This window comes from Nocardia sp. NBC_00881 (genome assembly GCF_045207455.1).
Taxonomy (GTDB): Bacteria; Actinomycetota; Actinomycetes; order Mycobacteriales; family Mycobacteriaceae; genus Nocardia.
Genome location: NZ_CP108798.1, coordinates 1 through 24,230 on the forward strand (window position 1 = coordinate 1; position 24,230 = coordinate 24,230).

The following is a 24,230-nucleotide window of genomic DNA, read 5'->3' on the forward strand; positions in this document are numbered from 1 at the left end:
GCGTTTTCCGCCGCGTAACTTATTCCAGGTCAGAGCGACACGGACACCGACCCGGAGCCGAGAAGCCCAGCGGAGACGCTGAGCGGAAGGACTGGGAAACGAGGTAGGACGAGGAGCGCCTGGCAGCCAAAAGGATCAGGATCGAGCTTGACTTCGCTCCAGAATCTAGTTAGGCTGGAACGGTTGCCTCGCAGAAGGTCTGGTTCGTCTAGACTGGATGTGTGTGCGTGTGTTCTTTGAGAACTCAATAGTGTGTCGATGAATGTCAGTGCCAATTTTTATATTGGTTCCGGCCTTTCTTTCCCCCCGGTTGGAAGGTTGGACATTTTAGTCAACATTTTGTTGGCGTTTTGTTTTGCTGGGTTTTCGGACTCTGGTTCATACTTTTGATTGCACCTCTTCGGGGGTGTGGTTGTGAGTCTTCAACGGAGAGTTTGATCCTGGCTCAGGACGAACGCTGGCGGCGTGCTTAACACATGCAAGTCGAGCGGTAAGGCCCTTCGGGGTACACGAGCGGCGAACGGGTGAGTAACACGTGGGTGATCTGCCTCGTACTTCGGGATAAGCCTGGGAAACTGGGTCTAATACCGGATAGGACCTGCTGGTGCATGCTGGTGGGTGGAAAGATTTATCGGTGCGAGATGGGCCCGCGGCCTATCAGCTTGTTGGTGGGGTAACGGCTCACCAAGGCGACGACGGGTAGCCGACCTGAGAGGGTGACCGGCCACACTGGGACTGAGACACGGCCCAGACTCCTACGGGAGGCAGCAGTGGGGAATATTGCACAATGGGCGAAAGCCTGATGCAGCGACGCCGCGTGAGGGATGACGGCCTTCGGGTTGTAAACCTCTTTCGACAGGGACGAAGGGAAACTGACGGTACCTGTAGAAGAAGCACCGGCCAACTACGTGCCAGCAGCCGCGGTAATACGTAGGGTGCGAGCGTTGTCCGGAATTACTGGGCGTAAAGAGCTTGTAGGCGGTTTGTCGCGTCGTCTGTGAAAACTCACAGCTCAACTGTGAGCTTGCAGGCGATACGGGCAGACTTGAGTACTTCAGGGGAGACTGGAATTCCTGGTGTAGCGGTGAAATGCGCAGATATCAGGAGGAACACCGGTGGCGAAGGCGGGTCTCTGGGAAGTAACTGACGCTGAGAAGCGAAAGCGTGGGTAGCGAACAGGATTAGATACCCTGGTAGTCCACGCCGTAAACGGTGGGTACTAGGTGTGGGTTTCCTTCCACGGGATCCGTGCCGTAGCTAACGCATTAAGTACCCCGCCTGGGGAGTACGGCCGCAAGGCTAAAACTCAAAGGAATTGACGGGGGCCCGCACAAGCGGCGGAGCATGTGGATTAATTCGATGCAACGCGAAGAACCTTACCTGGGTTTGACATACACCGGAAACCTGCAGAGATGTAGGCCCCCTTGTGGTCGGTGTACAGGTGGTGCATGGCTGTCGTCAGCTCGTGTCGTGAGATGTTGGGTTAAGTCCCGCAACGAGCGCAACCCTTATCTTATGTTGCCAGCGCGTAATGGCGGGGACTCGTGAGAGACTGCCGGGGTCAACTCGGAGGAAGGTGGGGACGACGTCAAGTCATCATGCCCCTTATGTCCAGGGCTTCACACATGCTACAATGGCCGGTACAGAGGGCTGCGAGACCGTGAGGTGGAGCGAATCCCTTAAAGCCGGTCTCAGTTCGGATCGGGGTCTGCAACTCGACCCCGTGAAGTTGGAGTCGCTAGTAATCGCAGATCAGCAACGCTGCGGTGAATACGTTCCCGGGCCTTGTACACACCGCCCGTCACGTCATGAAAGTCGGTAACACCCGAAGCCGGTGGCCTAACCCCTTGTGGGAGGGAGCCGTCGAAGGTGGGATTGGCGATTGGGACGAAGTCGTAACAAGGTAGCCGTACCGGAAGGTGCGGCTGGATCACCTCCTTTCTAAGGAGCACTTCTGCACGGCACCCCGAAGAGTCGGGGATGGTAAACGCTGGTGCCAGAGACCGTTGAGTCCTCGTCTGTGGGACTGCGGATGCTCATGGGTGGAACGCTGACACTTTCCTCCGCGGTATCAACTGGTTTCGTGACTGGTTGGCGGTGGGATATATCGACACACTGTTGGGTCCTGAGAGAACACGCGAGTGTTTCTTTCTAGGCGAATACATGATCCGGTTCGGATGCTACGCAGACCGCACTCTTCGGGGTGGTCGTGGTGGTGGGTTCGTTCGAGTCGGGTGTGTTGTTTGAGAACTGCACAGTGGACGCGAGCATCTTTGTTTGTAAGTGTTTAAGAGCGTACGGTGGATGCCTTGGCACCAGGAGCCGATGAAGGACGTAGGAGGCTGCGATAAGCCTCGGGGAGCTGTCAACCGAGCTGAGATCCGAGGATGTCCGAATGGGGAAACCCAGCACGAGTGATGTCGTGTTACCCGCACCTGAATATATAGGGTGTGTGGAGGGAACGCGGGGAAGTGAAACATCTCAGTACCCGCAGGAAGAGAAAACAATTGTGATTCCGTGAGTAGTGGCGAGCGAAAGCGGATGAGGCTAAACCATGCGGATGTGATACCCGGCAGGGGTTGTCCGTGTGGTGTTGTGGGGCTCACTTTCTTGTCACTGCCGTGGCGAGCAACAGTCAGAAAGGTTCGTGTTAGTCGAAGTGGTCTGGAACGGCCTGTCGTAGAGGGTGAGAGTCCCGTAGACGAAAACACGTGCCCTGTTGTAGTGGGTGCCCGAGTAGCAGCGGGCCCGTGAAATCTGCTGTGAATCTGCCGGGACCACCCGGTAAGCCTGAATACTCCCTGGTGACCGATAGCGGACTAGTACCGTGAGGGAAAGGTGAAAAGTACCCCGGGAGGGGAGTGAAATAGTACCTGAAACCGTGCGCTTACAATCCGTCAAAGCCTTTGGGCAGTTGAGTCTGCCGGGGGTGATGGCGTGCCTTTTGAAGAATGAGCCTGCGAGTTAGTGGCATGTGGCGAGGTTAACCCGTGTGGGGTAGCCGTAGCGAAAGCGAGTCCGAATAGGGCGTTCCAGTCGCGTGTTCTAGACCCGAAGCGGAGTGATCTACCCATGGCCAGGGTGAAGCGACGGTAAGACGTCGTGGAGGCCCGAACCCACTTAGGTTGAAAACTGAGGGGATGAGTTGTGGGTAGGGGTGAAAGGCCAATCAAACTCCGTGATAGCTGGTTCTCCCCGAAATGCATTTAGGTGCAGCGTCACGTGTTTCACGCCGGAGGTAGAGCTACTGGATGGTCTAGGGGGCCTACAAGCTTACCGAAATCAGCCAAACTCCGAATGCCGGTGTGTGAGAGCGTGGCAGTGAGACTGCGGGGGATAAGCTTCGTAGTCGAGAGGGAAACAGCCCAGATCGCCGGCTAAGGCCCCTAAGCGTGTACTAAGTGGAAAAGGATGTGGGGTCGCGAAGACAACCAGGAGGTTGGCTTAGAAGCAGCCACCCTTGAAAGAGTGCGTAATAGCTCACTGGTCAAGTGATCCTGCGCCGACAATGTAGCGGGGCTCAAGTACACCGCCGAAGCCGCGGCACTCGAACAATACATCCGCATCCGACTCCGGTTGGGTGTGCAGTGGTTCGGGTGGGTAGGGGAGCGTCCTGCATCCAGGGAAGCCACGGAGTGATCCAGTGGTGGAGGGTGTGGGAGTGAGAATGCAGGCATGAGTAGCGAAAGACGAGTGAGAAACTCGTCCGCCGAATGACCAAGGGTTCCTGGGCCAGGTTAATCCGCCCAGGGTGAGTCGGGACCTAAGGCGAGGCCGACAGGCGTAGTCGATGGACAACGGGTTGATATTCCCGTACCCGTGTATCCGCGCCCATGATGAATCAGTTGTGCTAAGTGTCCAAAACCTCCGAGAAGACCTTCGGGTCTCGAGTGAGGGGCTGCACACGACCCCGGCTGGTAGTAGTCAAGCGATGGGGTGACGCAGGAAGGTAGCTGGGCCAGTCAGTGGTTGTACTGGTGTAAGCCTGTAGGGCGTTGTGTAGGCAAATCCGCACAACACGTGCCTGAGAGGTGATGCGTAGCCGATTGAGGTGAATTCAGTGATCCTATGCTGCCGAGAAAAGCCTCTAGTGAGTTGATACACGGCCCGTACCCCAAACCGACACAGGTGGTCAGGTAGAGAATACCGAGGCGATCGAGAGAACTGTGGTTAAGGAACTCGGCAAAATGCCCCCGTAACTTCGGGAGAAGGGGGACCACGTCTGGTGACGACCCTCGCGGTCCGAGCTGGGTGTGGTCGCAGAGACCAGAGAGAAGCGACTGTTTACTAAAAACACAGGTCCGTGCGAAGTCGTAAGACGATGTATACGGACTGACGCCTGCCCGGTGCCGGAAGGTTAAGAGGACCGGTTAGCGCCCTTCGGGGTGCGAAGCTGAGAATTTAAGCCCCGGTAAACGGCGGTGGTAACTATAACCATCCTAAGGTAGCGAAATTCCTTGTCGGGTAAGTTCCGACCTGCACGAATGGCGTAACGACTTCTCTGCTGTCTCAACCACAGACTCGGCGAAATTGCATTACGAGTAAAGATGCTCGTTACGCGCGGCAGGACGAAAAGACCCCGGGACCTTCACTATAGCTTGGTATTGGTGTTCGGTACGGTTTGTGTAGGATAGGTGGGAGACTACGAAGCGGGCACGCCAGTGTTCGTGGAGTCATCGTTGAAATACCACTCTGATCGTATTGGACTTCTAACCTCGGACCATGATCTGGTTCAGGGACAGTGCCTGGTGGGTAGTTTAACTGGGGCGGTTGCCTCCTAAAATGTAACGGAGGCGCCCAAAGGTTCCCTCAGCCTGGTTGGCAATCAGGTGTCGAGTGCAAGTGCACAAGGGAGCTTGACTGTGAGACAGACATGTCGAGCAGGGACGAAAGTCGGGACTAGTGATCCGGCACCGGCAAGTGGAAGCGGTGTCGCTCAACGGATAAAAGGTACCCCGGGGATAACAGGCTGATCTTCCCCAAGAGTCCATATCGACGGGATGGTTTGGCACCTCGATGTCGGCTCGTCGCATCCTGGGGCTGGAGTAGGTCCCAAGGGTTGGGCTGTTCGCCCATTAAAGCGGCACGCGAGCTGGGTTTAGAACGTCGTGAGACAGTTCGGTCTCTATCCGCCGCGCGCGTCAGAAACTTGAGGAAGGCTGTCCCTAGTACGAGAGGACCGGGACGGACGAACCTCTGGTGTGCCAGTTGTCCTGCCAAGGGCACCGCTGGTTAGCTACGTTCGGAAGGGATAACCGCTGAAAGCATCTAAGCGGGAAGCCTGTTCCAAGATGAGGTTTCTCACCACCATCGAGTGGTTAAGGCCCCCTACAGACCATAGGGTTGATAGGCCAGAACTGGAAGCACGGCAACGTGTGGAGGTGACTGGTACTAATAGGCCGAGGACTTACCAACAAAGAAGCTACGCGTCCACTGTGCAGTATCTGAAACAACACACAAACACCACACCACCCACCCCAACAAGGTGAACAGTGTGGCGTGTGACAGTTTCACAGAGTTACGGCGGCCATAGCGGCAGGGAAACGCCCGGTCCCATTCCGAACCCGGAAGCTAAGCCTGCCAGCGCCGATGGTACTGCACTCGACAGGGTGTGGGAGAGTAGGACACCGCCGGAACATCCTTTCACGATAGGGGACCCAAATTTGGGTCCCCTATCGGCGTTTGAGCACCTGACTGTGCCCGGACTACTTCGCCGTGCCCCCGCCCCACCGTCGGCGCGTGATTGAATTTGTGGGGCCCTACTTACTTCTTGCGAAATCTAGAAAGGGAGCACCGTGCCGGAAGAGAACGACGATCGGAAGCCCTTCCGGCGCGGCGCTGCCGAGTCCGGGTCCGGTCGGCGCGGCGACAGCCGTGAGAGCGGCGAACGCTCCGGCTCGGGCCAGCGTAGCGGTGGCTTCAAGCGCCGCGACGACTCCGGTGAACGCGGTGGCTTCAAGCGACGCGGTGTGTCCGGCGGCTCTGGTCCACGCGATGACTCATCGGAGCGCGGTGGCTTCAAGCGCCGCGGAGAATCCGACGGCGGGTCGAATCGTGGCGAGTCGGGTGAGCACGGCGGCTCCGGCCAGCGCGACACCTCCTCCGAGCGAAGTGGCTTCAGGCGGCAGGACTCCTCCGGCGATCGGGGTAGCGCCGACCGTGGTGGTGGCTCCGGTGGCTTCCATCGCGGAGGCGATGCGGCCAAACGTGGCGGGTTCGAGCGCGGCAGCGATTCTGGTGAGCGCGGGAGGTTCAACCGTCGCGGCAGCTCCAGCGAGCGTGGCGGGTCCGATCGCCGTGGCGACTCCGGTAGGCCTGGGGAGGTCGACCGGCGCGGTGATTCCGGTGAGCGCCGCAGTGAGTCACGTGGCGGTTTCGACCGGCGTGGCGATTCCGGCGCGCGTGGCGGCGCCAGCGGGGGTACGGATTCGCGTGGCGGTTTCCACCGTCGCGGTGACGATTCAGGGGATCGAAGCGATGCCCGGCGCGGTGCCTCAGGGGAGCGCGGCGGGTTCACCCGTCGCGGCGATTCGGCTGACCACAGCGGTGGCGGTCGGCGGGGCGACTCCGGCTTCGAGCGCCGTGGTGATGCCGAGGATCGCCGTGGCTCGAACGAAAGCCGTGATGCCGGTGAGCGTCGTGGGTCCGACCGAGGCGACCGTCGCGGTGACTCGGACCGCGCCGAGTGGGCCGCGCGCGGTGATGCGCCGCAGGATCGCCGTCGCGGCGGCGAGGGCGGCGGTGGTGGCCGTTCGGCGGACCGTCGTCCGCCGCGTCCGGAAGAACCGGATCTGCCGGACGATGTCCAGCCTACCGATCTCGACCCTGCCGTCCGCCGCGATCTCCTCAGCCTCGACAAGGGCAATGCGGAGACGGTCGCCCGTCATCTCGTGATGGCCGTGCGGCTCATCGATGACGATCCGGATCTGGCTCTCGTGCATGCCAGGGCAGCGCGCCAGCGCGCCGGTCGGATCGCCGTGGTGCGCGAAACGGCAGGCGTCGCCGCCTATCACGCGGGCGAATGGGCCGAAGCCCTCTCGGAGCTGCGAACCGCCCGCCGGATGTCCGGCGGGTCCGGCCTGCTGGCCGTGATGGCCGACTGTGAACGTGGCCTCGGCCGCCCCGAACGCGCGATCGAGCTCGGTCGCAGCGACGAGGCCCGCGCCTTACGCGGAGACGAGGCCACCGAATTGCGCATCGTCGTCGCGGGAGCCCGGATGGACCTCGGTCAGTACGACCAAGCCGTCGTGACCCTGCAGACGGCGGATCTCGATCTGTCCCGCACCGGTTCGGCCGCGGCCCGCCTCTTCTACGCCTACGCCGACGCACTGGTCGCCGCAGGTCGCACCGACGAGGGCCTCACCTGGTTCCTCAACGCCGCCTCCGCCGACCTCGACGGCGAAACCGATGCGGAAGAACGTGCCGCCGAACTCACGGGTGACATCGACCTTTAGCCGAGTGTGGGCGACCCAACCGGACAGACCCGGAAAGGGTGCCCGGCCTGGTCGGCGAAAGGCAGCAGCGCCGACGGCGAAGTTCCTGCAGCAGCTCAGGCACCGACAGTCACGCCGGATCGGAAGATTCTCAGATTGAAGTGCAGCAGGCCGATCCTGCCTTGTCGCTTCGCCACTCTGATGAGGACCCGCCCGACGGCGGGTTTTGCTGAAATACACCCCGACGGATTCGATCCCGTCTCCACGTAGTTGCTCCGCTAGCGGCTGGCCCCGCAAGTAACCGGCTTCTCCCAATATGCGGGACAGCACCCACTCCGTGTGCGGTGGGTGCTCGATTCCGCGAATCTGCGCTCCTCACGTTGCTGCTGCTGAGGCGCGTACCGGATAGGTCGCACAGCGTGACGAGTAGTGCCGGAACGGATTCGGATGAGCCGGGACGGTACTTGATCAGCACTGACGAGTGTGCCCGGAACCGCCGCGCGGCACCGACGATCCAAGCCACCAGTGGCTGACGCCAGGCTCTTCCTGTCTCTCGCCTGGCGTAGTGTTCGAATGGCTCGGACTTGCCGAGATGGCTGTACCGCCGGAGGGCCCGGCGGTGTGAGTCGGCAAGTCGCCGATCGGGTGACACGGAGTGAGAGTGGTGTGAAGCGACTACGGGATCGCTACCAAGCCCTGCTGCTGGATTTGGACGGCACACTGTATCGCGGTCACGCGGTGATCGAGGGTGCCCCACAGGCATTGGCCGACGGGGGCAAGGGTGCTCAGCGGCTCGTGTACGTCACGAACAATGCCAGCCGGGGCCCGGACGTCGTGGCCGGGCATCTGACCGAGCTCGGCTTTTCTGCGACGACCGACGACGTGGTGACCAGCGCGCAGGCGGCCGCCCGTCTGCTGGCCGAGCGCCTCGACCAGGGCGCGCGGGTACTGATCGTCGGCACCGATGATCTGGCGGCCGAGGTGGACGCGGTCGGTCTCCTCTCGATGCGGCGCTTCGACGGTGCCGCCCCCGCGGCTGTGGTGCAAGGACATTCCCCTCACACGGCGTGGCCGGACTTGGCCGAGGCTGCTTACGCCTTGCGCGCGGACGCACTGTGGGTCGCCGCGAACACCGACAAGACCCTGCCGAACGAACGTGGCCTCGCTCCGGGCAACGGCGCGATGGTCGCAGCGCTGCGCGCAGCGTCCGGCCGGGAGCCGATCGTGGTGGGCAAGCCGTACGCGCCCCTGCTGGAGGACGCTCTCGTCCGCGCGAACACTCGCGGCGCACTGGTGGTCGGCGACCGTCTCGACACCGACATCGAAGGCGCCAACCGCGTCGGTCTCGATTCGCTGCTGGTGCTGACCGGCGTGAGCACCGTGGACGAGCTGCGCGACGCCGCTGCCGACCAGATTCCCACCTATGTCTCCGACTCCCTGGACGCCCTCAACTATCCGCCCGTTGATCTCCCGTCCGACAGCGACCTGGGTGAGGTCCTGCGACGTAACCCTGGGCGAGCGGTGACGGTTCGCGCGTCCAGTTCGGAAATCCGATAGCGTTGACGCCACGATGACTACTCCTATGCCCCGTTCCAACGGCCCCGGAATGCACGCCGCCGGGCCGAACGGCCCCCGCCCCGGAGTCCCGTTGCCCGGTCAGCATTTGCCGGGTGTGCAAGGGCGCGCGGAGCCCGCCGACCCGGATCGGATTCGCGGAGGTGTCGACAGCCTGCTCGCAGAACTCGACTCACGCCCTGGTTGGGCCGCAGCAAATGCGGCGGCCGACAGCGCCGAGTCCGGCGCGGATATCACCCGTCGCGCCCGAATCCTCGAGCAGGCACACGACGTGCTCGTTCAGGCGCTGGCCACGGTGGACAAGATCTGAAGTGGCCCGGCGCTCGCGAGTGGACGCGGAACTGGTTCGGCGCGGATTGGCGAGATCGCGAGAGCACGCGGTCGAGCTGATCGGTGCGGGCCGCGTCCTGATAGCTGGAGCGGTCGCTGTCAAGGCGGCGACCGCCGTGGAATCGGGCACGCCGTTGGTGGTGCGTGCGGAACCCGACGAGGTTTCCTGGGCGTCGCGCGGGGCGCACAAACTGCTCGGCGCGTTGCAGCTGTTCGAACCACAGGGGCTCTCGGTCGCGGATAAGCGATGCTTGGACGCCGGCGCGTCGACCGGCGGCTTCACCGACGTCCTGCTGTCACGTGAGGCGCGTGAGGTCATCGCGGTCGATGTCGGATACGGCCAGCTGGTCTGGCGCCTACAGAACGACGAGCGGGTGCGGGTGTTCGACCGCACCAACGTGCGCCACCTGACTCCCGAAGCGATCGGCGGCGCCGTCGAACTTGTGGTAGGCGACCTGTCGTTCATCTCGCTCGGTGTGGTGCTGCCCGCGCTGGCGGCCTGCGCGGCGCCAGGCGCCGACCTGTTGCCGATGGTGAAGCCGCAGTTCGAGGTGGGTAAGGACCGTGTGGGCTCCGGCGGCGTGGTGCGTGATCCCGCCCTGCGGGCCGAAGCGGTCCGCAGGGTCGCCGCCGCGGCGGCGGAACTAGGCATGCGTACCGTCGGCGTAGTGGCGAGCCCCTTGCCAGGGCCGTCGGGCAATGTCGAATACTTCTTGTGGCTGCGCAAGGATGGGCAGTTCGAAGACGACGGCGAGCAGGTCGCGGTCCTCGTTGAACGTGCGGTTGAGGAGGGTCCACAGTGAATGCGCTGGCACGGGCCGGAGGCCGGGAGATCCTACTGGTGTCACATCCGGGCCGGGCGGAGATCATCGAGACCGCCCACCGGGTGGCGAAGATCTTCGCGGACGCGGGCATCTGCCTGCGGGTGCTCGCGGACGAGGCGGACAGCACCCGATTCGAGGCCGAGCCGTGCGGCTACCCGGTGCGCGTAGTCGAGCACGGTCCCCAGGCAGCGGTCGGCTGCGAGATGGTGCTCGTACTCGGTGGCGACGGAACGTTCCTGCGCGCCGCCGAGCTGGTGCGTCCGGCCGCGGTGCCCGTGCTCGGAATCAACCTCGGCCGCATCGGGTTTCTCACCGAGGCCGAGGCCGAGCACCTGGACGAAGCGCTGGCCCAGGTGGTCCGGCGCGACTACACGATCGAGCACCGGATGACCATCGACGTCACGGTCCGGGTCGAGGACGAGGTGGTCGAGAGCGGCTGGGCGTTGAACGAGGCGAGCATCGAAAACGCCTCGCGCATGGGTGTGCTCGAAGTGGTGCTGGAGGTCGACGGTCGCCCGGTGTCCGCGTTCGGCTGCGACGGCATCCTGATCGCCACGCCGACCGGATCGACCGCCTACGCCTTCTCCGCGGGCGGGCCGGTGGTATGGCCGGAACTCGAAGCGCTGTTGGTGATTCCGAGCAATGCCCATGCACTGTTCGCGCGGCCGTTGGTGACCAGCCCGGAGTCGCGGATCGCGGTCGAATCGGTGGCGACCGGTCACGATGCGATAGTTTTCCTGGATGGCAGGCGCACGCTCGCACTACCGAATGGCGGCCGGGTGGAAGCGGTCCGCGGCGCCGAGCCGGTGCGCTGGGTACGGCTGGACTCCGCGCCGTTCGCCGACCGGATGGTGCGCAAGTTCCAATTGCCCGTGACAGGCTGGCGTGGCCGACGGCGAACGGAGAGCACAAGTGCTGACAGAGATCAGGATTGACGGCCTCGGCGTCATTTCCACAGCCACCGCGCAGTTCCACGAGGGGCTGACCTGTCTGACCGGTGAGACCGGAGCGGGCAAGACCATGGTGGTGACCAGCCTGCATCTGCTCAGTGGTGCGCGGGCCGATGCGGGTCGGGTCCGGCTCGGCGCGTCCCGTGCCGTGGTAGAGGGCCGGTTCACCGTCGAGGACGTCAACGACGCGGCCCGGGCCGAGGTCGCGCGAGTTCTGGAAGCGGCGGCGGCCGAACAGGACGACGACGGTAGCATCATCGCCATCCGCACGGTCGGCAGCGACGGGCGGTCGCGCGCGCACCTCGGCGGTCGCGGCATCCCCGCCTCGGTGCTGGCCGATTTCACCGCGCCCCTGTTGACGGTGCACGGCCAAAACGACCAGCTGCGCTTGCAGCGTCCCGATCAGCAGTTGTCCGCGCTTGACCAGTTCGCCGCCGACACCGTGGGTCCGCTGCTGCGGAAATACCAAGTCCAGCGCCGTTCCTGGCTGGAAGCCAGGAACGAACTGCTCGAACGGACCGCGCGCAGCAGGGAACTGGTGCTCGAGGCGGACCGGCTCAAACACTCGCTGAACGACATCGATGCCATCGCACCCGAGCTCGGCGAGGACGTGCGCATCGTCGATGAGGTCCGCAGGCTCAGCGACTTGGACTCGCTACGTGAGGCGGCGGCCACCGCGCGCGACGCGCTGGCCGGGCCGGCCGACGCTCCCGAAGTCGGTTCCGGCGCACTGGAATTGCTCGGTGCCGCGCGCGCCCGCATCGAATCGGCCGATGATCCCGCGCTGATCGCCCTCGCACCACGCCTGGCCGAGGCCATTGCCGTGGTAGTCGATCTGACCACCGAGCTGAGCGGCTACCTCTCGGACCTGCCTTCGGATCCGGGCGCGCTGGACGCCCTCCTCACCCGGCAGGCCGAGTTGAAGACGCTGACGCGCAAGTACGCCCCCGACATCGACGGTGTGATCGCCTGGGCCGACGAGGCGCGTACCAGGCTCGGCTCGCTCGACGTGTCCGAGGAGGCGCTGACCAAGTTGGCCGCGGAGGTGGACGTCGCGGCCGAGCGGGTACGGGAGGCGGCGACGAAGCTGAGCGCCGCGCGAACCGAGGCGGCGGGCAAACTGGGGGTCGCCGTCAGTGCCGAACTGGGTGGTCTCGCGATGGCCAAGGCACGCTTGGAGGTCGAGGTTCGGCCGCTGCCCGCGAGCCCGCAGGACTCCGCGCCGCTCACCGTCGGTGGGCAGGAACTGCACGCCGGTTCGTCTGGTATCGATGAGGTCGAGTTCCGCCTGTCGGCGCATTCGGGCGCACAGTCGCTGCCGTTGAGCAAGAGCGCCTCCGGTGGTGAGTTGTCGCGCGTGATGCTGGCACTCGAGGTCGTGCTCGCCGTCTCCGATCACGGCGCGACCATGGTGTTCGACGAGGTCGACGCTGGTGTCGGCGGCCGTGCCGCAGTCGAGATCGGTCGCAGGTTGGCCCGGCTCGCCCGCACGCATCAGGTCATCGTGGTCACCCACCTCCCGCAGGTCGCGGCGTTCGCCGACACCCACCTGGTGGTCGACAAGTCCGACAACGGCAAGGGCAATGTCGACAGCGGCGTTCGTGCGCTCACCAAGGATGAGCGCGTCATCGAATTGGCCCGCATGCTTGCCGGTCTCGACGACACCGAGACCGGCCGGGCGCACGCGGAGGAGCTGCTGGCTACGGCGCGTGCCGAGAAGACGGGCGCCGAGGTGGCGACGCGGTGACCGCGTCGGTCAGCGCACAGCCTTCTGCGCGCCCTTGATGAACTGGTCGATCAGGTTCTTCAGGCCGAACTCCAGCACCTTGGCGGGCACGGGGAGCTTGGGGTCGGACTCCATCGTGTAGGAGACCAGGGTGCCGTTGTCGGTGTCGGCGAAGGTGACGATTCCGACGTGGCGTTTCACCGGCGCGCCCTTGACGATCTTGTATTCCATCCGCTCGCCCGGCACCAGCTTGGTGATCTCCTCGGTGATGCCGAGCGGACCGAGTCCGAACATATGCTGGGCGCCGACGCCCTCACGTTCGGTCAGGCCGGGCTTGGTCAGCTTGACCTGGACCGGAAGGAAGGGGCTGATGCTTTCGCGGTCGGCGAAGAGCCGGTATACGACATCGCGCGGCGCGGCGATGACGGCGTCGACGGTGGTGCTGGCCATGGGGCCTCCTCTTCGAGTTATCTGTGACGGGCAGCATATAGGTATGTCTTGCCATGCTCGCTGATCGTGTTGTCCGCATCACAGCCGGTTGTGAGCGCGTCAGGATGGCTGATGCGCCCGGCCTGGGGCGGGCATCGTCTCAGACGGGTCGGTGCTCTGATTCTGAACTCTTCGCGGAATCAAGGGAAACCCGCCCATCGGTTGAGATCCACGTGACCTGAATCGGGATCGACAGTCGGCAATTCATACCGGATCAGATGAATAGCGACTCGTTCGCTGGATAGGCGAATTCGAACGGAAGGCTGCCTTGGGGAGGTGCCGGGCGCGTGGTGTCGGTTCGGTCTCCCCCTGATGGCTATGAAGGTAATCCCTGTCTGCGGTTCCGCGGTGCCGCTGGTTCACTCAGGGCAGCTGAACAGTAAATGTGGTGCAAGGCGGCCTTTTATGGCGCGCCCTGTCCTGAATCCGGCCGGTGGACCAACGTCGAAGAGGTGCCGGAACGGTGTGGCATGTGGGCCTATCACGTGACGGATGTAATAGATGATGCGGCGCGCCTCCATCAATGGTTGAGGGTTTGCCACCATCATCGGCGACATGAGGATGCTGGCGCTGTTGTCGAAGAACACCGAAACGCCGCCCGGTCTGACCGGGACAGCCCGGGTGGATCGCAACACTCGGCGTCTGCTGAAGCGGGTGGGACCGGGTGACATCGTCGTTCTCGACGAGATGGACATCGACCGGTTGACCGCCGACCGGCTGATCGAGGCCGGTGTGGTGGCGGTGATCAACACCTCGCCGTCTATTTCCGGCCGCTATCCGAACCTCGGCCCGGAAGTGCTGGTGGCGAACGGGATTCTGCTGCTGGACACAGTGAGTTCGGACGCGTTCGGCAAGATCAAGGACGGTAGCAAGGTCCGGATCGACGGAGGTGTCGTATACGCCGACAAGATGATCAAGAAGGAGCCCGAGGTCCTGGTCGAGGGCATCGAACTCACCGACTCGGCCGTCGCCGAGCGGATGATCGAGGCACGCAATGGGCTGGCCGATCATCTGGAGGCTTTCGCGGGCAATACCATCGAGTTCATCCGCACCGAAAGCCCGCTGCTCATCGACGGCATCGGGGTTCCGGAGCTCGAGCTGGTCATGAAGCACCGGCACGTCGTGGTCGTGGCGGACGGCCCGGATCACGCCGACGATCTCGCGCGGCTCAAGCCGTTCATCAAGGAGTACACGCCGATCATGATCGGCGTCGGCCGTGGCGCGGACACCCTCGTGAAGCGGGGCTACCGACCGGACCTCATCGTCGGCGACCCGGACGAGATCACCTCCTCGACGATGAAGTGCGGAGCCGAGGTTATCCTGCCTGCCGACACGGACGGTCACGCCAAGGGACTCGAACGCATCCAGGATCTAGGCATCGGCGCGACGACGTTCCCTTCGTCGGGTTCGCCCGCCGACCTGGCGCTGCTGCTGGCCGACCACCACGGCGCCTCGCTCATCGTCACCGTGGGCGCCGCCGCATCGCTCGACGACTTCTTCGACCGCGGCCGCCGCGGCAGCAATCCGGCGACCTTCCTCACCCGGCTGAAGGTCGGCACCAAGCTGACCGACGCGAAGGCAGTCGCCACGCTCTACCGCAACCGGGTCTCCGGGATCGCCGTCGCGCTGGTGGTGCTCGCCGCGCTGGTCGCGGTGATCGTCGTGCTGCTCGCGGCCGACAGCGGCGGGGACGTCACGGACTGGGCCATCGAGACCTGGAACTGGTTCGCGCTCTGGGTACACGGGCTCGTCGGCGACAAATAACCTGAGGAGAACGATGGTTTCGATGCGGCAACATGCCATCTCGATCGTGGGGATCTTTCTCGCCTTGGCGATCGGAGTGGTGCTCGGATCGCAGACATTGGCGGCGGACCTGCTGGCGGGGTTGCGCGCGGACAAGACCGATCTCCGGCAACAAGTGGACGTGCTCGCCGAACACAATCGGCAGCTCACCGATGAACTGACCTCCGCCGATCGCTTCATCGCCGGATCGTCCGGCCGTATCCTGGCCGGCACCCTCGCCGACCGCAGCGTCGTGGTGTTCACAACGCCGGATGCCGATACCGGCGACGTCGAGGGAGTGACCAAGGCGCTGGAGACGTCCGGGGTCGCGGTGACCGGACGGATCGCGCTCACCGACGCCTTCGTCGACGCCGCCGAGGGGGACCGGATGCGCACCGCCGTCACCAACGTAATTCCCGCCGGCGCTCAGTTGCGTACCGGCGCGGTCGATCAGGGGAGCATGGCGGGCGATCTTCTCGGCCTGGTCCTGCTGCTCGATCCGGCCGACGGGCAAGCCCGCAGCACTCCGGAGGAACTCGGCCTGGTCGTGGAGACCCTGCGCGGCGGCGGTTTCCTCGCTTACGGGGACACGCCGGTCCGTCCCGCACAGCTCGCTGTTGTGATCACCGGAAACGGCGCCGAGTCGATCGAGAACGGTCGTGGCTCCGACATCGCCCGCTTCGCGGGGGCCCTGCGCGGCCGTGGTTCGGGCGTGGTCTTGGCGGGCCGCACCGGTACCGCGGAAGGTCTCGGTCCGATCGCCGTCGTCCGCACCGACGCGGCCCTCGCCGCCCAAGTCACCACCGTCGACAATCTCGACCGCGAAATCGGCCGCGTCACCACCGTCCTCGGCCTCGGTGAACAACTCAACGGCGGCGCGGGCCGCTACGGCACCGGCAGCACAGCCACCTCCCTCACCCTGGCCGCCCTGCCCGGCTGAACCAGCGGCTTCTCCGGATGACATTCAGTTTGGATCAGAGAGACCGGCGACCCCGCTCACGGCAGGGTTGCCCAGCTCTGAAGGACGCCATGGCGATCGGGTGGCAAACATGCGTGGCGTCGAACGGATGGTCGGATTCGTGTTACCGTGAAGCTCCGTGGGTCAAACACGGATTCAGGCGCGAACGGCCACGAAGCACATCTTCGTCAGCGGTGGAGTCGCCTCCTCATTGGGTAAAGGTCTTACCGCCTCCAGCCTCGGTCAGCTGCTGACGGCGCGTGGGCTGCGCGTCACGATGCAGAAACTCGACCCGTACTTGAACGTCGATCCCGGCACGATGAACCCCTTCCAACATGGCGAGGTCTTCGTGACGGAGGACGGCGCCGAGACCGATCTGGATGTCGGCCACTACGAGCGGTTCCTCGATCGGGACCTGTCCCGGGACGCGAATGTGACTACCGGGCAAATATATTCGTCGGTCATCGCCAAGGAGCGCCGCGGCGAATATCTCGGCGACACGGTGCAGGTGATCCCGCACATCACCGACGAGATCAAGAGCCGCATCGTCGCGATGAGCGGCCCGGATCTGCAGGGGCACGCCCCGGACGTGGTGATCACCGAGATCGGCGGCACCGTCGGCGACATCGAGTCGCAGCCGTTCCTGGAGGCGGCTCGCCAGATCCGCCACGACGTCGGTCGGGACAACGTCTTCTTCCTGCACGTCTCGCTGGTGCCCTACCTCGCTCCCTCCGGCGAGCTCAAGACCAAGCCGACGCAGCACTCGGTGGCGGCGCTGCGCAACATCGGTATCCAGCCCGACGCGCTGATCCTGCGCTGCGACCGCGAGGTCCCGCAGGCACTGAAGAGCAAGATCGCGCTGATGTGCGACGTCGAGGTGGACGCCTGCATCTCCACCCCGGACGCTCCTTCCATCTACGACATCCCCCGCGTGCTGCACCGTGAAGGATTGGACGCCTACGTGGTGCGCCGACTCGGGCTGCCGTTCCGCGATGTGGACTGGACCGTGTGGGGCGACCTGCTCGATCGGGTGCACTCGCCGCGGGAGACGGTCGAGGTCGCGCTCGTCGGCAAGTACGTCGACCTGCCCGACGCCTACCTTTCGGTCACCGAGGCGCTGCGCGCGGGCGGGTTCGCCTCGCGCGCCAAGGTCAACATTCGCTGGGTGCCCTCCGACGAGTGCGAGACCCCGGCGGGCGCGCAGCATGCACTGCGCGACGTGGACGCCGTGCTCATCCCCGGCGGCTTCGGCATCCGTGGCATCGAGGGCAAGGTCGGCGCCATCCGGTACGCGCGCACCCGCGGTATTCCGCTGCTCGGCCTGTGTCTCGGCCTGCAATGCATCGTGATCGAAGCGGCCCGCTCCGTCGGCCTGGCCGAGGCCAATTCGGCCGAATTCGAGCCCGACACACCCCATCCCGTCATTTCCACCATGGCCGACCAGGAGCAGGCCGTGGCCGGTGAGGCCGATCTCGGCGGTACTATGCGGCTCGGCGCCTACCCCGCGACCTTGGTGAAGGGCTCGGTCGTCGCGCGCGCCTACGGCAGCGAGCACGTCTCCGAGCGCCACCGGCACCGCTTCGAGGTGAACAACGCCTACCGCGACAAGATCGCCGAGAGCGGCCTGGAGTTCAGCGGCACATCGCCCGACGGGCATCTGGTCGAGTTCGTCGAGCTGCCCGCTGACGTGCACCCGTTCTTCGTCGCCACCCAGGCCCACCCCGAGTTGAAGAGTCGTCCGACCCGCCCACACCCGCTATTCGCGGCGCTGGTCTCGGCGGCGCTGAAATACAAAGCGGCCGAACAGCTCCCGGTTGATATTCCGGGCGAAGAACTCGCGGGCGCGACGGAACAGGGATAGCGGCATGACCGACGGGGGAGCTGCCGGACCAGGCAGCCACGACTTCGAGACCGTATCCACCGAGACCGTCTACAGCGGCGCCATCCTGGGGCTGCGGCTCGACCAGGTGTCGATGCCGGGCGGGCGGATCGTCGAACGTGAGGTGATCGAGCACCACGGGGCCGTCGCCGTCGCCGCGATCGACGATGACGACAACGTGGTGCTGATCAACCAGTACCGCCACCCGATCGGCAGAAGGTTGCTGGAGCTGCCCGCCGGTCTGCTCGACCTCCCCGGCGAGGATCCGCTCGTCGCAGCGCAGCGTGAGCTGGCCGAGGAGACGGGGCTGGCCGCGCGGGAATGGGCGGTGCTGGTGGATGTGGTGCTCTCGCCCGGCTTCACCGACGAGGCGCTCCGGGTCTACCTGGCCCTCGGCCTGCACGAGACCCACCGCCCCGAGCCGGAGCTGGAGGAGGCCGACCTCGAGGTGGTCCGGATGCCGGTCGACGCGGCCGTCCGTGCGGCGCTGGCCGGCGAGATCGTCAACGCCACCGCGGTCTCCGGCGTACTCGCGCTGGCGGCCGCGCGGGCAGGCGGCATCGAGCTGCGGGCGGCGGACGCGCCCTGGGCCGGGCAGCCCACCGCGTTCCTTCGCCGCAAGGCGACGCAGAAGTCCGAAGACTGATCGACGGTGCTCGCGCGGGAGCTCGATACGTATCTCGATCATCTCGCGGTCGAGCGCGGCGTCGCACGCAACACCCTCGGCGCCTACCGGCGCGATCTCGGCCGCTACTTCGACTTCCTGACCGGGCGCGGCATCGGCTCGCTGGATCAGGTCGCCGAATCCGACGTCGCCCAGTTCACCATGGCGCTGCGCACCGGCGGAAGCAGCCATCCACCGCTCGCGGCGAGTTCGGTGGCCCGCGCACTGATCGCCGTGCGCGGGCTGCATCGCTTTGCCGCGGCGGAAGGACTGACCGGCACCGACGTCGCGCATGCCGTAAAGCCGCCCACGCCAGGCCGCAGGCTGCCCAAGGCGCTGCCTTACGACCAAGTGCTCGAGCTGCTGGAGGCCGCGGGGGGTGCGCCCGTGGACAATCCGGACGGCCCAGCGGGTGTGGATGGCGGACCGCGCGGGCTGCGGGACCGCGCGCTGCTGGAACTGCTGTATTCGACCGGGGCCCGGATCTCCGAGACGGTCGGGTTGGATGTCGACGATCTCGACATCGAGGAGCGCGCGGTCGTGCTGCGCGGCAAGGGCGGCAAACAGCGCATGGTTCCGATCGGCCGCCCCGCCCTCGCCGCCGTGGACGCTTACCTGGTGCGTGGGCGGCCGACGCTCGCCGCCCAGGGAAAGAGCAGCGCAGGAGCCCTGTTCCTGAACGTCCGCGGCGGACGCTTGTCCCGTCAGAGCGCCTGGCAGGTCTTGCAGAGCGCCGCCGAACGCGCGGGCATCGCAGCGGCGGTGTCGCCGCATACCCTGCGTCACTCTTTCGCCACCCACCTGCTCGACGGTGGTGCCGACGTTCGCGTCGTGCAGGAACTTCTCGGCCATGCGTCGGTGACCACGACTCAGATCTACACCCTCGTCACGGTCCACACCCTGCGCGAAGTCTGGGCAACCGCCCATCCCCGTGCCCGTTGACGTGCGAGGTTGATGTCACAAACCTGCTCACATCTCGCGCGGTGGACCCGACTGCTACTCGTCTGCGAGGACGAGCCATGTCTGCGAAGTCCGTTGTGCTGGTTGGCCCGACTGATCGTCCTGCCGGGCGCCGTGCGATGTGGCGGACGGCCCCGCCGAGTTCTCGGCGGTGCACACAGCGGGTATCGTCCGCTGCGAGCACTTCCGGCAACTCGGCCGGATCGCACGGGGAGGCGGACCGGCAGCATCGACGACGAACACAACGGGCGCGGCGTCCATTTCGACGGAGGCTCGCAATGGCGCTGACCAGCGCGTGGCGAACACGCCGCGCGCAGGCGCGGCACTCGAGTGCCGTCAAGCTGTAGCGTCTATCGAGAGCTGGACCGTACGAAAGCGAGGTCGGGCCCTGATCGGCCTCGCTACGCTCGGCGAGGCAACGGGCAGGAACGTATAAGGAGCAGCGGATCGTGACGACAGCCGGAGCGGCAGAGCCGCCGATGGGTGCTGGGGCGGAGCCGCTTATGGGCCCGCGACCGGGCCCGTACTCGGACGCCACGGCGGAAACGCTGTGGGGCAGCGCGACGGAACCGGTGTCGGAGGACGCGACGCTCGGTCCGACCGGACGCCCGTTGCGCCTGGTCCCGGACCCACCGCCGTTGGACCGGCACGGCGATGCCCTGGTCGTCGCGATGTGCAACCAGAAGGGCGGGGTGGGCAAAACCACCTCCACCATCAACCTCGGCGCCGCACTGGCCGAATACGGCCGCCGAGTGCTGCTCGTCGACCTGGACCCGCAGGGCGCGCTGTCCGCGGGACTCGGTGTGGCCCACCACGACCTCGACTCGACTGTGCACAATTTGCTCATCGGCTCCAAGGTGTCGATCGACGACGTGCTGACAAAGACCCGCGTCGAGAACATGGACCTGCTGCCGAGCAATATCGACCTCTCCGCCGCGGAGATCCAGCTTGTCAACGAGGTGGGCAGGGAGCAGTCGCTCGGTCGCGCACTGCATCCTGTGCGCAACCGCTACGACTACATCCTGATCGACTGCCAGCCCTCGCTCGGCCTGCTCACCGTCAACGCCCTGGCCTGCTCGGACGGCGTGATCATTCCGATGGAATGCGAGTACTTCTCGCTGCGCGGGCTCGCGCTGCTCAACGACACCGTGGAGAAGGTGCGCGACCGGTTGAACCCGAGGCTGAGCCTGTACGGCATCGTGGTCACCATGTTCGACGCCCGGCTGTTGCATTCCCGCCAGGTCATGGCGCGAGTAGTCGAAGTTTTCGGCGATCTGGTCTACGACACCGCCATCTCGCGCACCGTCCGTTTTCCGGACGCCAGCGTCGCGGGCGAGCCCATCACCACGTGGGCACCGAAATCCGGTGGGGCGGAGGCGTATCGGGCGATGGCGCGGGAAGTCATCCACCGGTCGGGCCGGTGACCGGCTATTCCCACCCCGAGTCCGCGAGAACCACCCACACACCCGGCACGCGGTCTTCCGCCGCTGGTGTGACCCCCACGCCGGATGATGGCTCCTGCGCTGCCGGTGCTTCGGGCATCGGCGACGAACCCACCGAACCACCATGCGACGGCGCTGCTTCCGGAGACACACCCACGCTGGGCGACGTAGCGGCCGCGTATATTGCCGCGGGCCGGGGCGCATCGACTCCGCGCGCGAACGCGGCCATCGTCGGCGACACCCGCGCACGGACCGAATCAGGCACCGAAGCCGCGACCCCTCCGTCCCCGTCGCGGCCGGGCACCCGGGCTCAGGAACCGCCGACGATCGAACCTGCACCGAACACCGAGGCGCGCGATACCACAGCAGAACAGGATGATTCGCGGCTAGCGGCTGCCGCCGAGCCGGGCAACCTATCTGCTGCTGTCCCGGATGGCGTGCCTGAGGTTGTGCTGGAGGAATCGCTCGACGTCGTACTCGATAGCACACCTGGCACCGTGCCAGAGGGCTTGCCGAACGCTGTATCGGACAGCGCGACCAACGCGATTCCGGAGGATTCGCCGAACGCTGTGCCACAGGACGCGTCGCAAGCGGAGCCCTCCGGGTTCCGGCTGCGCCTGAGCAACTTCGAGGGGCCTTTCGACCTGCTGCTCAGCCTGATCAGCTCGCGCAAGCTGGATGTCACCGAGGTGGCGTTGCACAAGGTGACCGACGAGTTCATCGCATATACCAAGGCGTTGACCGCGAACATGGCGCGGCAGAATACGTTGCGTGCGGACAAGATCTTGGATCAGACCACCGAGTTCTTGGTCGTCGCGGCCACTCTGCTCGACCTGAAGGCGGCACGACTGCTGCCGTCCGGCGAGATGACCGACACAGAGGACCTCGAACTGCTCGAGGCGCGCGACCTGTTGTTCGCCCGCCTGCTGCAATATCGGGCGTTCAAACAAGTCGCCGAGTTGCTCGCCGAGTTGGAGGCCGCTGCGTTGCGCCGCTATCCGCGCGCGGTTGGACTAGAGGAGCGCTACGCCGACCTGCTGCCCGAGGTTAGGCTGGGTGTCGGGGCGGCCGAGTTCGCCGAGATCGCCGCGGCGGCCTTCCAGCCCCGCCCGGTGCCCAAGGTCGGGCTCGACCACCTGCATACGCATGCCATCTCGGTTGCCGAACAGGCGGCGCTCGTGCTGGAGCGGCTCAAACAGCGCGGTGCGGGCTGCTGGACCACCTTCGGTGAACTGGTCGCCGACTGCGAGGTACCCGTCCAGATCGTCGCCCGCTTCCTGGCGCTGCTCGAGCTGTATCGCGGCAAGACGATCGAGTTCGACCAGCCCGACCCACTCGGCCCGCTGTCGGTCAGCTGGATCGGCGACGATGCCGCCGCACAGGTGGACACCGTGACTATCGAGGAGGACTACGGGTGAGCGAGCGGACCGACAACACCGTCAGCGGGGCATGCCTGTGAGTGCGGCAGTGGCGGAACTCACCCCGGAACCGCTGGACGATGCCGAGTTCCGCTCGGCGCTGGAGGCCATGTTGCTCGTCGTGGACGCTCCGGCCCCGGTAGAGCAGCTCGCGGCCGCCCTGAACGACACCGCCGAGCGGGTCGAGTCCACCTTGCGTGTGATGTCCGCGGAGCTGTCCGCCCGGTCCAGCGGAATCGATCTGCGTTTCGTCGGTGACGGTTGGCGCTTCTATACTCGCAGCGAGTACGCGCACTATGTGGAACGGATGCTGCTCGACGGCTCCCGCTCGAAACTGACGCGGGCGGCTTTGGAAACTTTGGCGGTGGTGGCATACCGTCAGCCGGTGACCCGGACCAGGGTTAGCGCGGTGCGCGGCGTGAACGTCGATGGGGTGATGCGCACGCTGCTGGCCAGGGGCTTGATCGCCGAGGCAGGCGTGGACCCGGAGACGAACGGGACGCAGTACCGCACGACCGAACTGTTCCTGGAACGGATCGGGCTCGCATCGGTGAGCGACCTGCCGCCACTGGCGCCCCTGCTTCCGGGCGTCGACCTGATCGACGAGATCAACGAGAGCTTGGAGACCGACCCCCGGTACACCAGGTTGAGGAAACCCGCCGAGGCCGATTTGGATCTCGGCACCGAACAGTGACAGGACAACATGAATACGCCCGCTCGCCGAGATGGCACACCGGATCGTAGGAAACGCGGCGCCGAGCCCGAACGGGGCGGTGCAGGCGCACGCGACGCCCGTTCAGCGCAACGAGGGCATACCACTCGTGGCGCCCAACAGGGTAGTGGCGCGGGACGCGGTACCGCCCAGCGTGGAGCCCAGGCCGCGGGCTCGCCACGGTACGGCGCCCAATCCACCCCGACCGGCAAGAAGAAGCCGAAGCCGCAACGCCAGATCGCGCAGCCCACGCTGCTGAGCAACGCCAAGCCCGCCCGTCGCCAGAACGTGGAGCCCGCCGAGGCCGCACACACGAAGCTGCCGTCGGGTGAGGGCGAGCGGCTGCAGAAGGTGCTCGCCAAGGCGGGTGTCGCCTCGCGCCGCGCGGCCGAGGAGATGATCGCGCAGGGCCGCGTCGAGGTCGATGGTCTCATCGTGCGTGAACAGGGCTTGCGCATCGACCCGCAGCACGCGGTGGTGCGCGTCGACGGCACCCGGGTCATGGTGCGTGAGGAGTTGGTGCACGTCACGCTGAACAAACCCAAGGGTTGGCAATCGACCATGTCCGACGACCTGGGCCGTCCCTGCGTCGGTGACATCGTGGCCGAGCGGATCGCCGCCGGTCAGCGTCTGTTCCATGTCGGCAGACTCGACGCCGATACCGAGGGCCTGCTGTTGCTCACCAACGACGGCGACCTCGCGCACCGGCTCATGCACCCCTCCTTCGAGGTCTCCAAGACCTACCTGGCGACGGTGAACGGTGAGGTCAGCCGCGCGGTCGGCAAGCGACTGAAGGACGGCGTCGAGCTGGAGGACGGTCCGGCCACGGTCGACCGTTTCCAGGTGCTCGAGCTGGGGGACGGACGCTCTCTGGTGAAGGTGGTGTTGCACGAAGGGCGCAAGCACATCGTGCGCCGCCTGCTGGACGCGGTCGGCCATCCGGTCACCCGGTTGGTGCGCACCCATATCGGTCCGATCGCGCTCGGTGATCAACGGCCGGGCACGCTACGCGTGCTCGGTCGCGATGAAATCGGCAAACTCTATGAGGCGGTGTCGTTGTGAACGGTGTGGAGGTCCCGGTCGAGGCG

16 protein-coding genes, 3 rRNA genes and 1 pseudogene are annotated in these 24,230 nt (G+C 65.3%); 18 read left to right on the plus strand and 2 right to left on the minus strand.

Annotated elements, in window-relative coordinates; genetic code table 11:
• Positions 1-422: 422 nt before the first annotated feature.
• The 3 genes from OH799_RS00005 to rrf all read left to right on the plus strand — a co-directional run bounded on the left by OH799_RS00005 (position 423) and on the right by rrf (position 5,636).
• Positions 423-1,941, plus strand: a 16S ribosomal RNA gene (locus OH799_RS00005).
• A gap of 336 nt (positions 1,942-2,277) precedes the next feature.
• Positions 2,278-5,415, plus strand: a 23S ribosomal RNA gene (locus OH799_RS00010).
• Between the two features lie 104 nt (positions 5,416-5,519).
• A 5S ribosomal RNA gene (gene rrf / locus OH799_RS00015) occupies positions 5,520-5,636 on the plus strand.
• The 16S, 23S and 5S rRNA genes sit together here, the layout of an rRNA operon.
• 363 nt (positions 5,637-5,999) lie before the next feature.
• On the opposite strand, the gene OH799_RS00020 is transcribed toward rrf, so the two are convergent.
• Positions 6,000-6,185: a hypothetical protein gene (locus OH799_RS00020; RefSeq protein ID WP_406282935.1), complete on the minus strand. Its 186-nt coding sequence runs from the start codon at positions 6,183-6,185 to the stop codon at positions 6,000-6,002.
• A gap of 348 nt (positions 6,186-6,533) precedes the next feature.
• Between OH799_RS00020 and OH799_RS00025 the strand changes: the two are divergent.
• The 6 genes and pseudogenes from OH799_RS00025 to recN all read left to right on the plus strand — a co-directional run.
• A pseudogene (locus OH799_RS00025) lies at positions 6,534-7,454 on the plus strand (tetratricopeptide repeat protein); the annotation flags it as partial.
• A 645-nt stretch (positions 7,455-8,099) separates the two neighbouring features.
• A complete protein-coding gene (locus OH799_RS00030) occupies positions 8,100-8,990 on the plus strand; it encodes an HAD-IIA family hydrolase (RefSeq protein WP_406273860.1) in 891 nt (296 codons plus the stop codon).
• Positions 8,991-9,003: 13 nt separating this feature from the next.
• On the plus strand, positions 9,004-9,318 hold the full coding sequence (locus tag OH799_RS00035; protein ID WP_406273863.1) for a hypothetical protein: 315 nt from the start codon (positions 9,004-9,006) through the stop codon (positions 9,316-9,318).
• Position 9,319: 1 nt separating this feature from the next.
• On the plus strand, positions 9,320-10,141 hold the full coding sequence (locus tag OH799_RS00040; protein WP_406273866.1) for a TlyA family RNA methyltransferase: 822 nt from the start codon (positions 9,320-9,322) through the stop codon (positions 10,139-10,141).
• The gene (locus OH799_RS00045) at positions 10,138-11,097 is read left to right on the plus strand and encodes an NAD kinase (protein WP_406273869.1); all 960 of its coding nucleotides are present in this window, start codon (positions 10,138-10,140) and stop codon (positions 11,095-11,097) included. The genes OH799_RS00040 and OH799_RS00045 overlap by 4 nt, the downstream gene beginning before the upstream one ends.
• Entirely contained in the window at positions 11,075-12,859 is a 1,785-nt protein-coding gene (recN, locus tag OH799_RS00050) for a DNA repair protein RecN (RefSeq protein WP_406273872.1), read from the plus strand. Before OH799_RS00045 ends, recN begins: the two co-directional genes overlap by 23 nt.
• Before the next feature lie 9 nt (positions 12,860-12,868).
• Here recN and OH799_RS00055 read toward each other — a convergent pair whose 3' ends face one another.
• On the minus strand, positions 12,869-13,288 hold the full coding sequence (locus OH799_RS00055) for an SRPBCC family protein (protein ID WP_357271892.1): 420 nt from the start codon (positions 13,286-13,288) through the stop codon (positions 12,869-12,871).
• A 594-nt stretch (positions 13,289-13,882) separates the two neighbouring features.
• On the opposite strand from OH799_RS00055, the gene steA reads away from it, so the two are divergent.
• The 9 genes from steA (at position 13,883) to OH799_RS00100 (ending at position 24,204) form a co-directional block, all read left to right on the plus strand.
• Positions 13,883-15,091, plus strand: a complete 1,209-nt coding sequence (steA, locus tag OH799_RS00060) for a putative cytokinetic ring protein SteA (protein ID WP_406273876.1) — start codon at positions 13,883-13,885, stop codon at positions 15,089-15,091.
• Between the two features lie 13 nt (positions 15,092-15,104).
• Positions 15,105-16,049, plus strand: coding sequence for a copper transporter (locus tag OH799_RS00065; RefSeq protein WP_406273879.1), 945 nt, complete (start codon positions 15,105-15,107; stop codon positions 16,047-16,049).
• A gap of 157 nt (positions 16,050-16,206) precedes the next feature.
• Entirely contained in the window at positions 16,207-17,928 is a 1,722-nt protein-coding gene (locus OH799_RS00070; protein ID WP_357271885.1) for a CTP synthase, read from the plus strand.
• A 4-nt stretch (positions 17,929-17,932) separates the two neighbouring features.
• The gene (locus OH799_RS00075) at positions 17,933-18,592 is read left to right on the plus strand and encodes an NUDIX domain-containing protein (RefSeq protein ID WP_406273883.1); all 660 of its coding nucleotides are present in this window, start codon (positions 17,933-17,935) and stop codon (positions 18,590-18,592) included.
• A 6-nt stretch (positions 18,593-18,598) separates the two neighbouring features.
• Positions 18,599-19,552 carry a site-specific tyrosine recombinase XerD gene (gene xerD, locus OH799_RS00080; protein ID WP_406273886.1) on the plus strand — a complete coding sequence of 318 codons (954 nt, stop codon included), beginning with the start codon at positions 18,599-18,601 and terminating at the stop codon, positions 19,550-19,552.
• Between the two features lie 497 nt (positions 19,553-20,049).
• A complete protein-coding gene (locus OH799_RS00085; RefSeq protein WP_406281674.1) occupies positions 20,050-20,994 on the plus strand; it encodes a ParA family protein in 945 nt (314 codons plus the stop codon).
• A gap of 563 nt (positions 20,995-21,557) precedes the next feature.
• Complete coding sequence (locus OH799_RS00090; protein WP_406281677.1) at positions 21,558-22,430, plus strand: segregation and condensation protein A; 873 nt, start codon at positions 21,558-21,560, stop codon at positions 22,428-22,430.
• 31 nt (positions 22,431-22,461) lie between these two features.
• Complete coding sequence (scpB, locus tag OH799_RS00095; RefSeq protein WP_406273889.1) at positions 22,462-23,124, plus strand: SMC-Scp complex subunit ScpB; 663 nt, start codon at positions 22,462-22,464, stop codon at positions 23,122-23,124.
• A gap of 9 nt (positions 23,125-23,133) precedes the next feature.
• Positions 23,134-24,204: a pseudouridine synthase gene (locus OH799_RS00100; RefSeq protein ID WP_406273892.1), complete on the plus strand. Its 1,071-nt coding sequence runs from the start codon at positions 23,134-23,136 to the stop codon at positions 24,202-24,204.
• The last annotated feature ends 26 nt before the right edge of the window (positions 24,205-24,230 follow it).

What these genes read in the sequence shown, in the direction of transcription:
- OH799_RS00035 (WP_406273863.1), top strand. Translation starts at nt 9,004, where the DNA reads ATGACTACTCCTATGCCCCGTTCCAACGGCCCCGGAATGCACGCCGCC.
- steA (WP_406273876.1), top strand. Translation starts at nt 13,883, where the DNA reads ATGAGGATGCTGGCGCTGTTGTCGAAGAACACCGAAACGCCGCCCGGT.
- OH799_RS00075 (WP_406273883.1), top strand. Translation starts at nt 17,933, where the DNA reads ATGACCGACGGGGGAGCTGCCGGACCAGGCAGCCACGACTTCGAGACC.
- OH799_RS00085 (WP_406281674.1), top strand. Translation starts at nt 20,050, where the DNA reads ATGGGTGCTGGGGCGGAGCCGCTTATGGGCCCGCGACCGGGCCCGTAC.
- OH799_RS00065 (WP_406273879.1), top strand. Translation starts at nt 15,105, where the DNA reads ATGGTTTCGATGCGGCAACATGCCATCTCGATCGTGGGGATCTTTCTC.
- scpB (WP_406273889.1), top strand. Translation starts at nt 22,462, where the DNA reads ATGCCTGTGAGTGCGGCAGTGGCGGAACTCACCCCGGAACCGCTGGAC.
- OH799_RS00020 (WP_406282935.1), bottom strand. Translation starts at nt 6,185, where the DNA reads ATGGAAGCCACCGGAGCCACCACCACGGTCGGCGCTACCCCGATCGCC.
- OH799_RS00100 (WP_406273892.1), top strand. Translation starts at nt 23,134, where the DNA reads ATGAATACGCCCGCTCGCCGAGATGGCACACCGGATCGTAGGAAACGC.
- OH799_RS00055 (WP_357271892.1), bottom strand. Translation starts at nt 13,288, where the DNA reads ATGGCCAGCACCACCGTCGACGCCGTCATCGCCGCGCCGCGCGATGTC.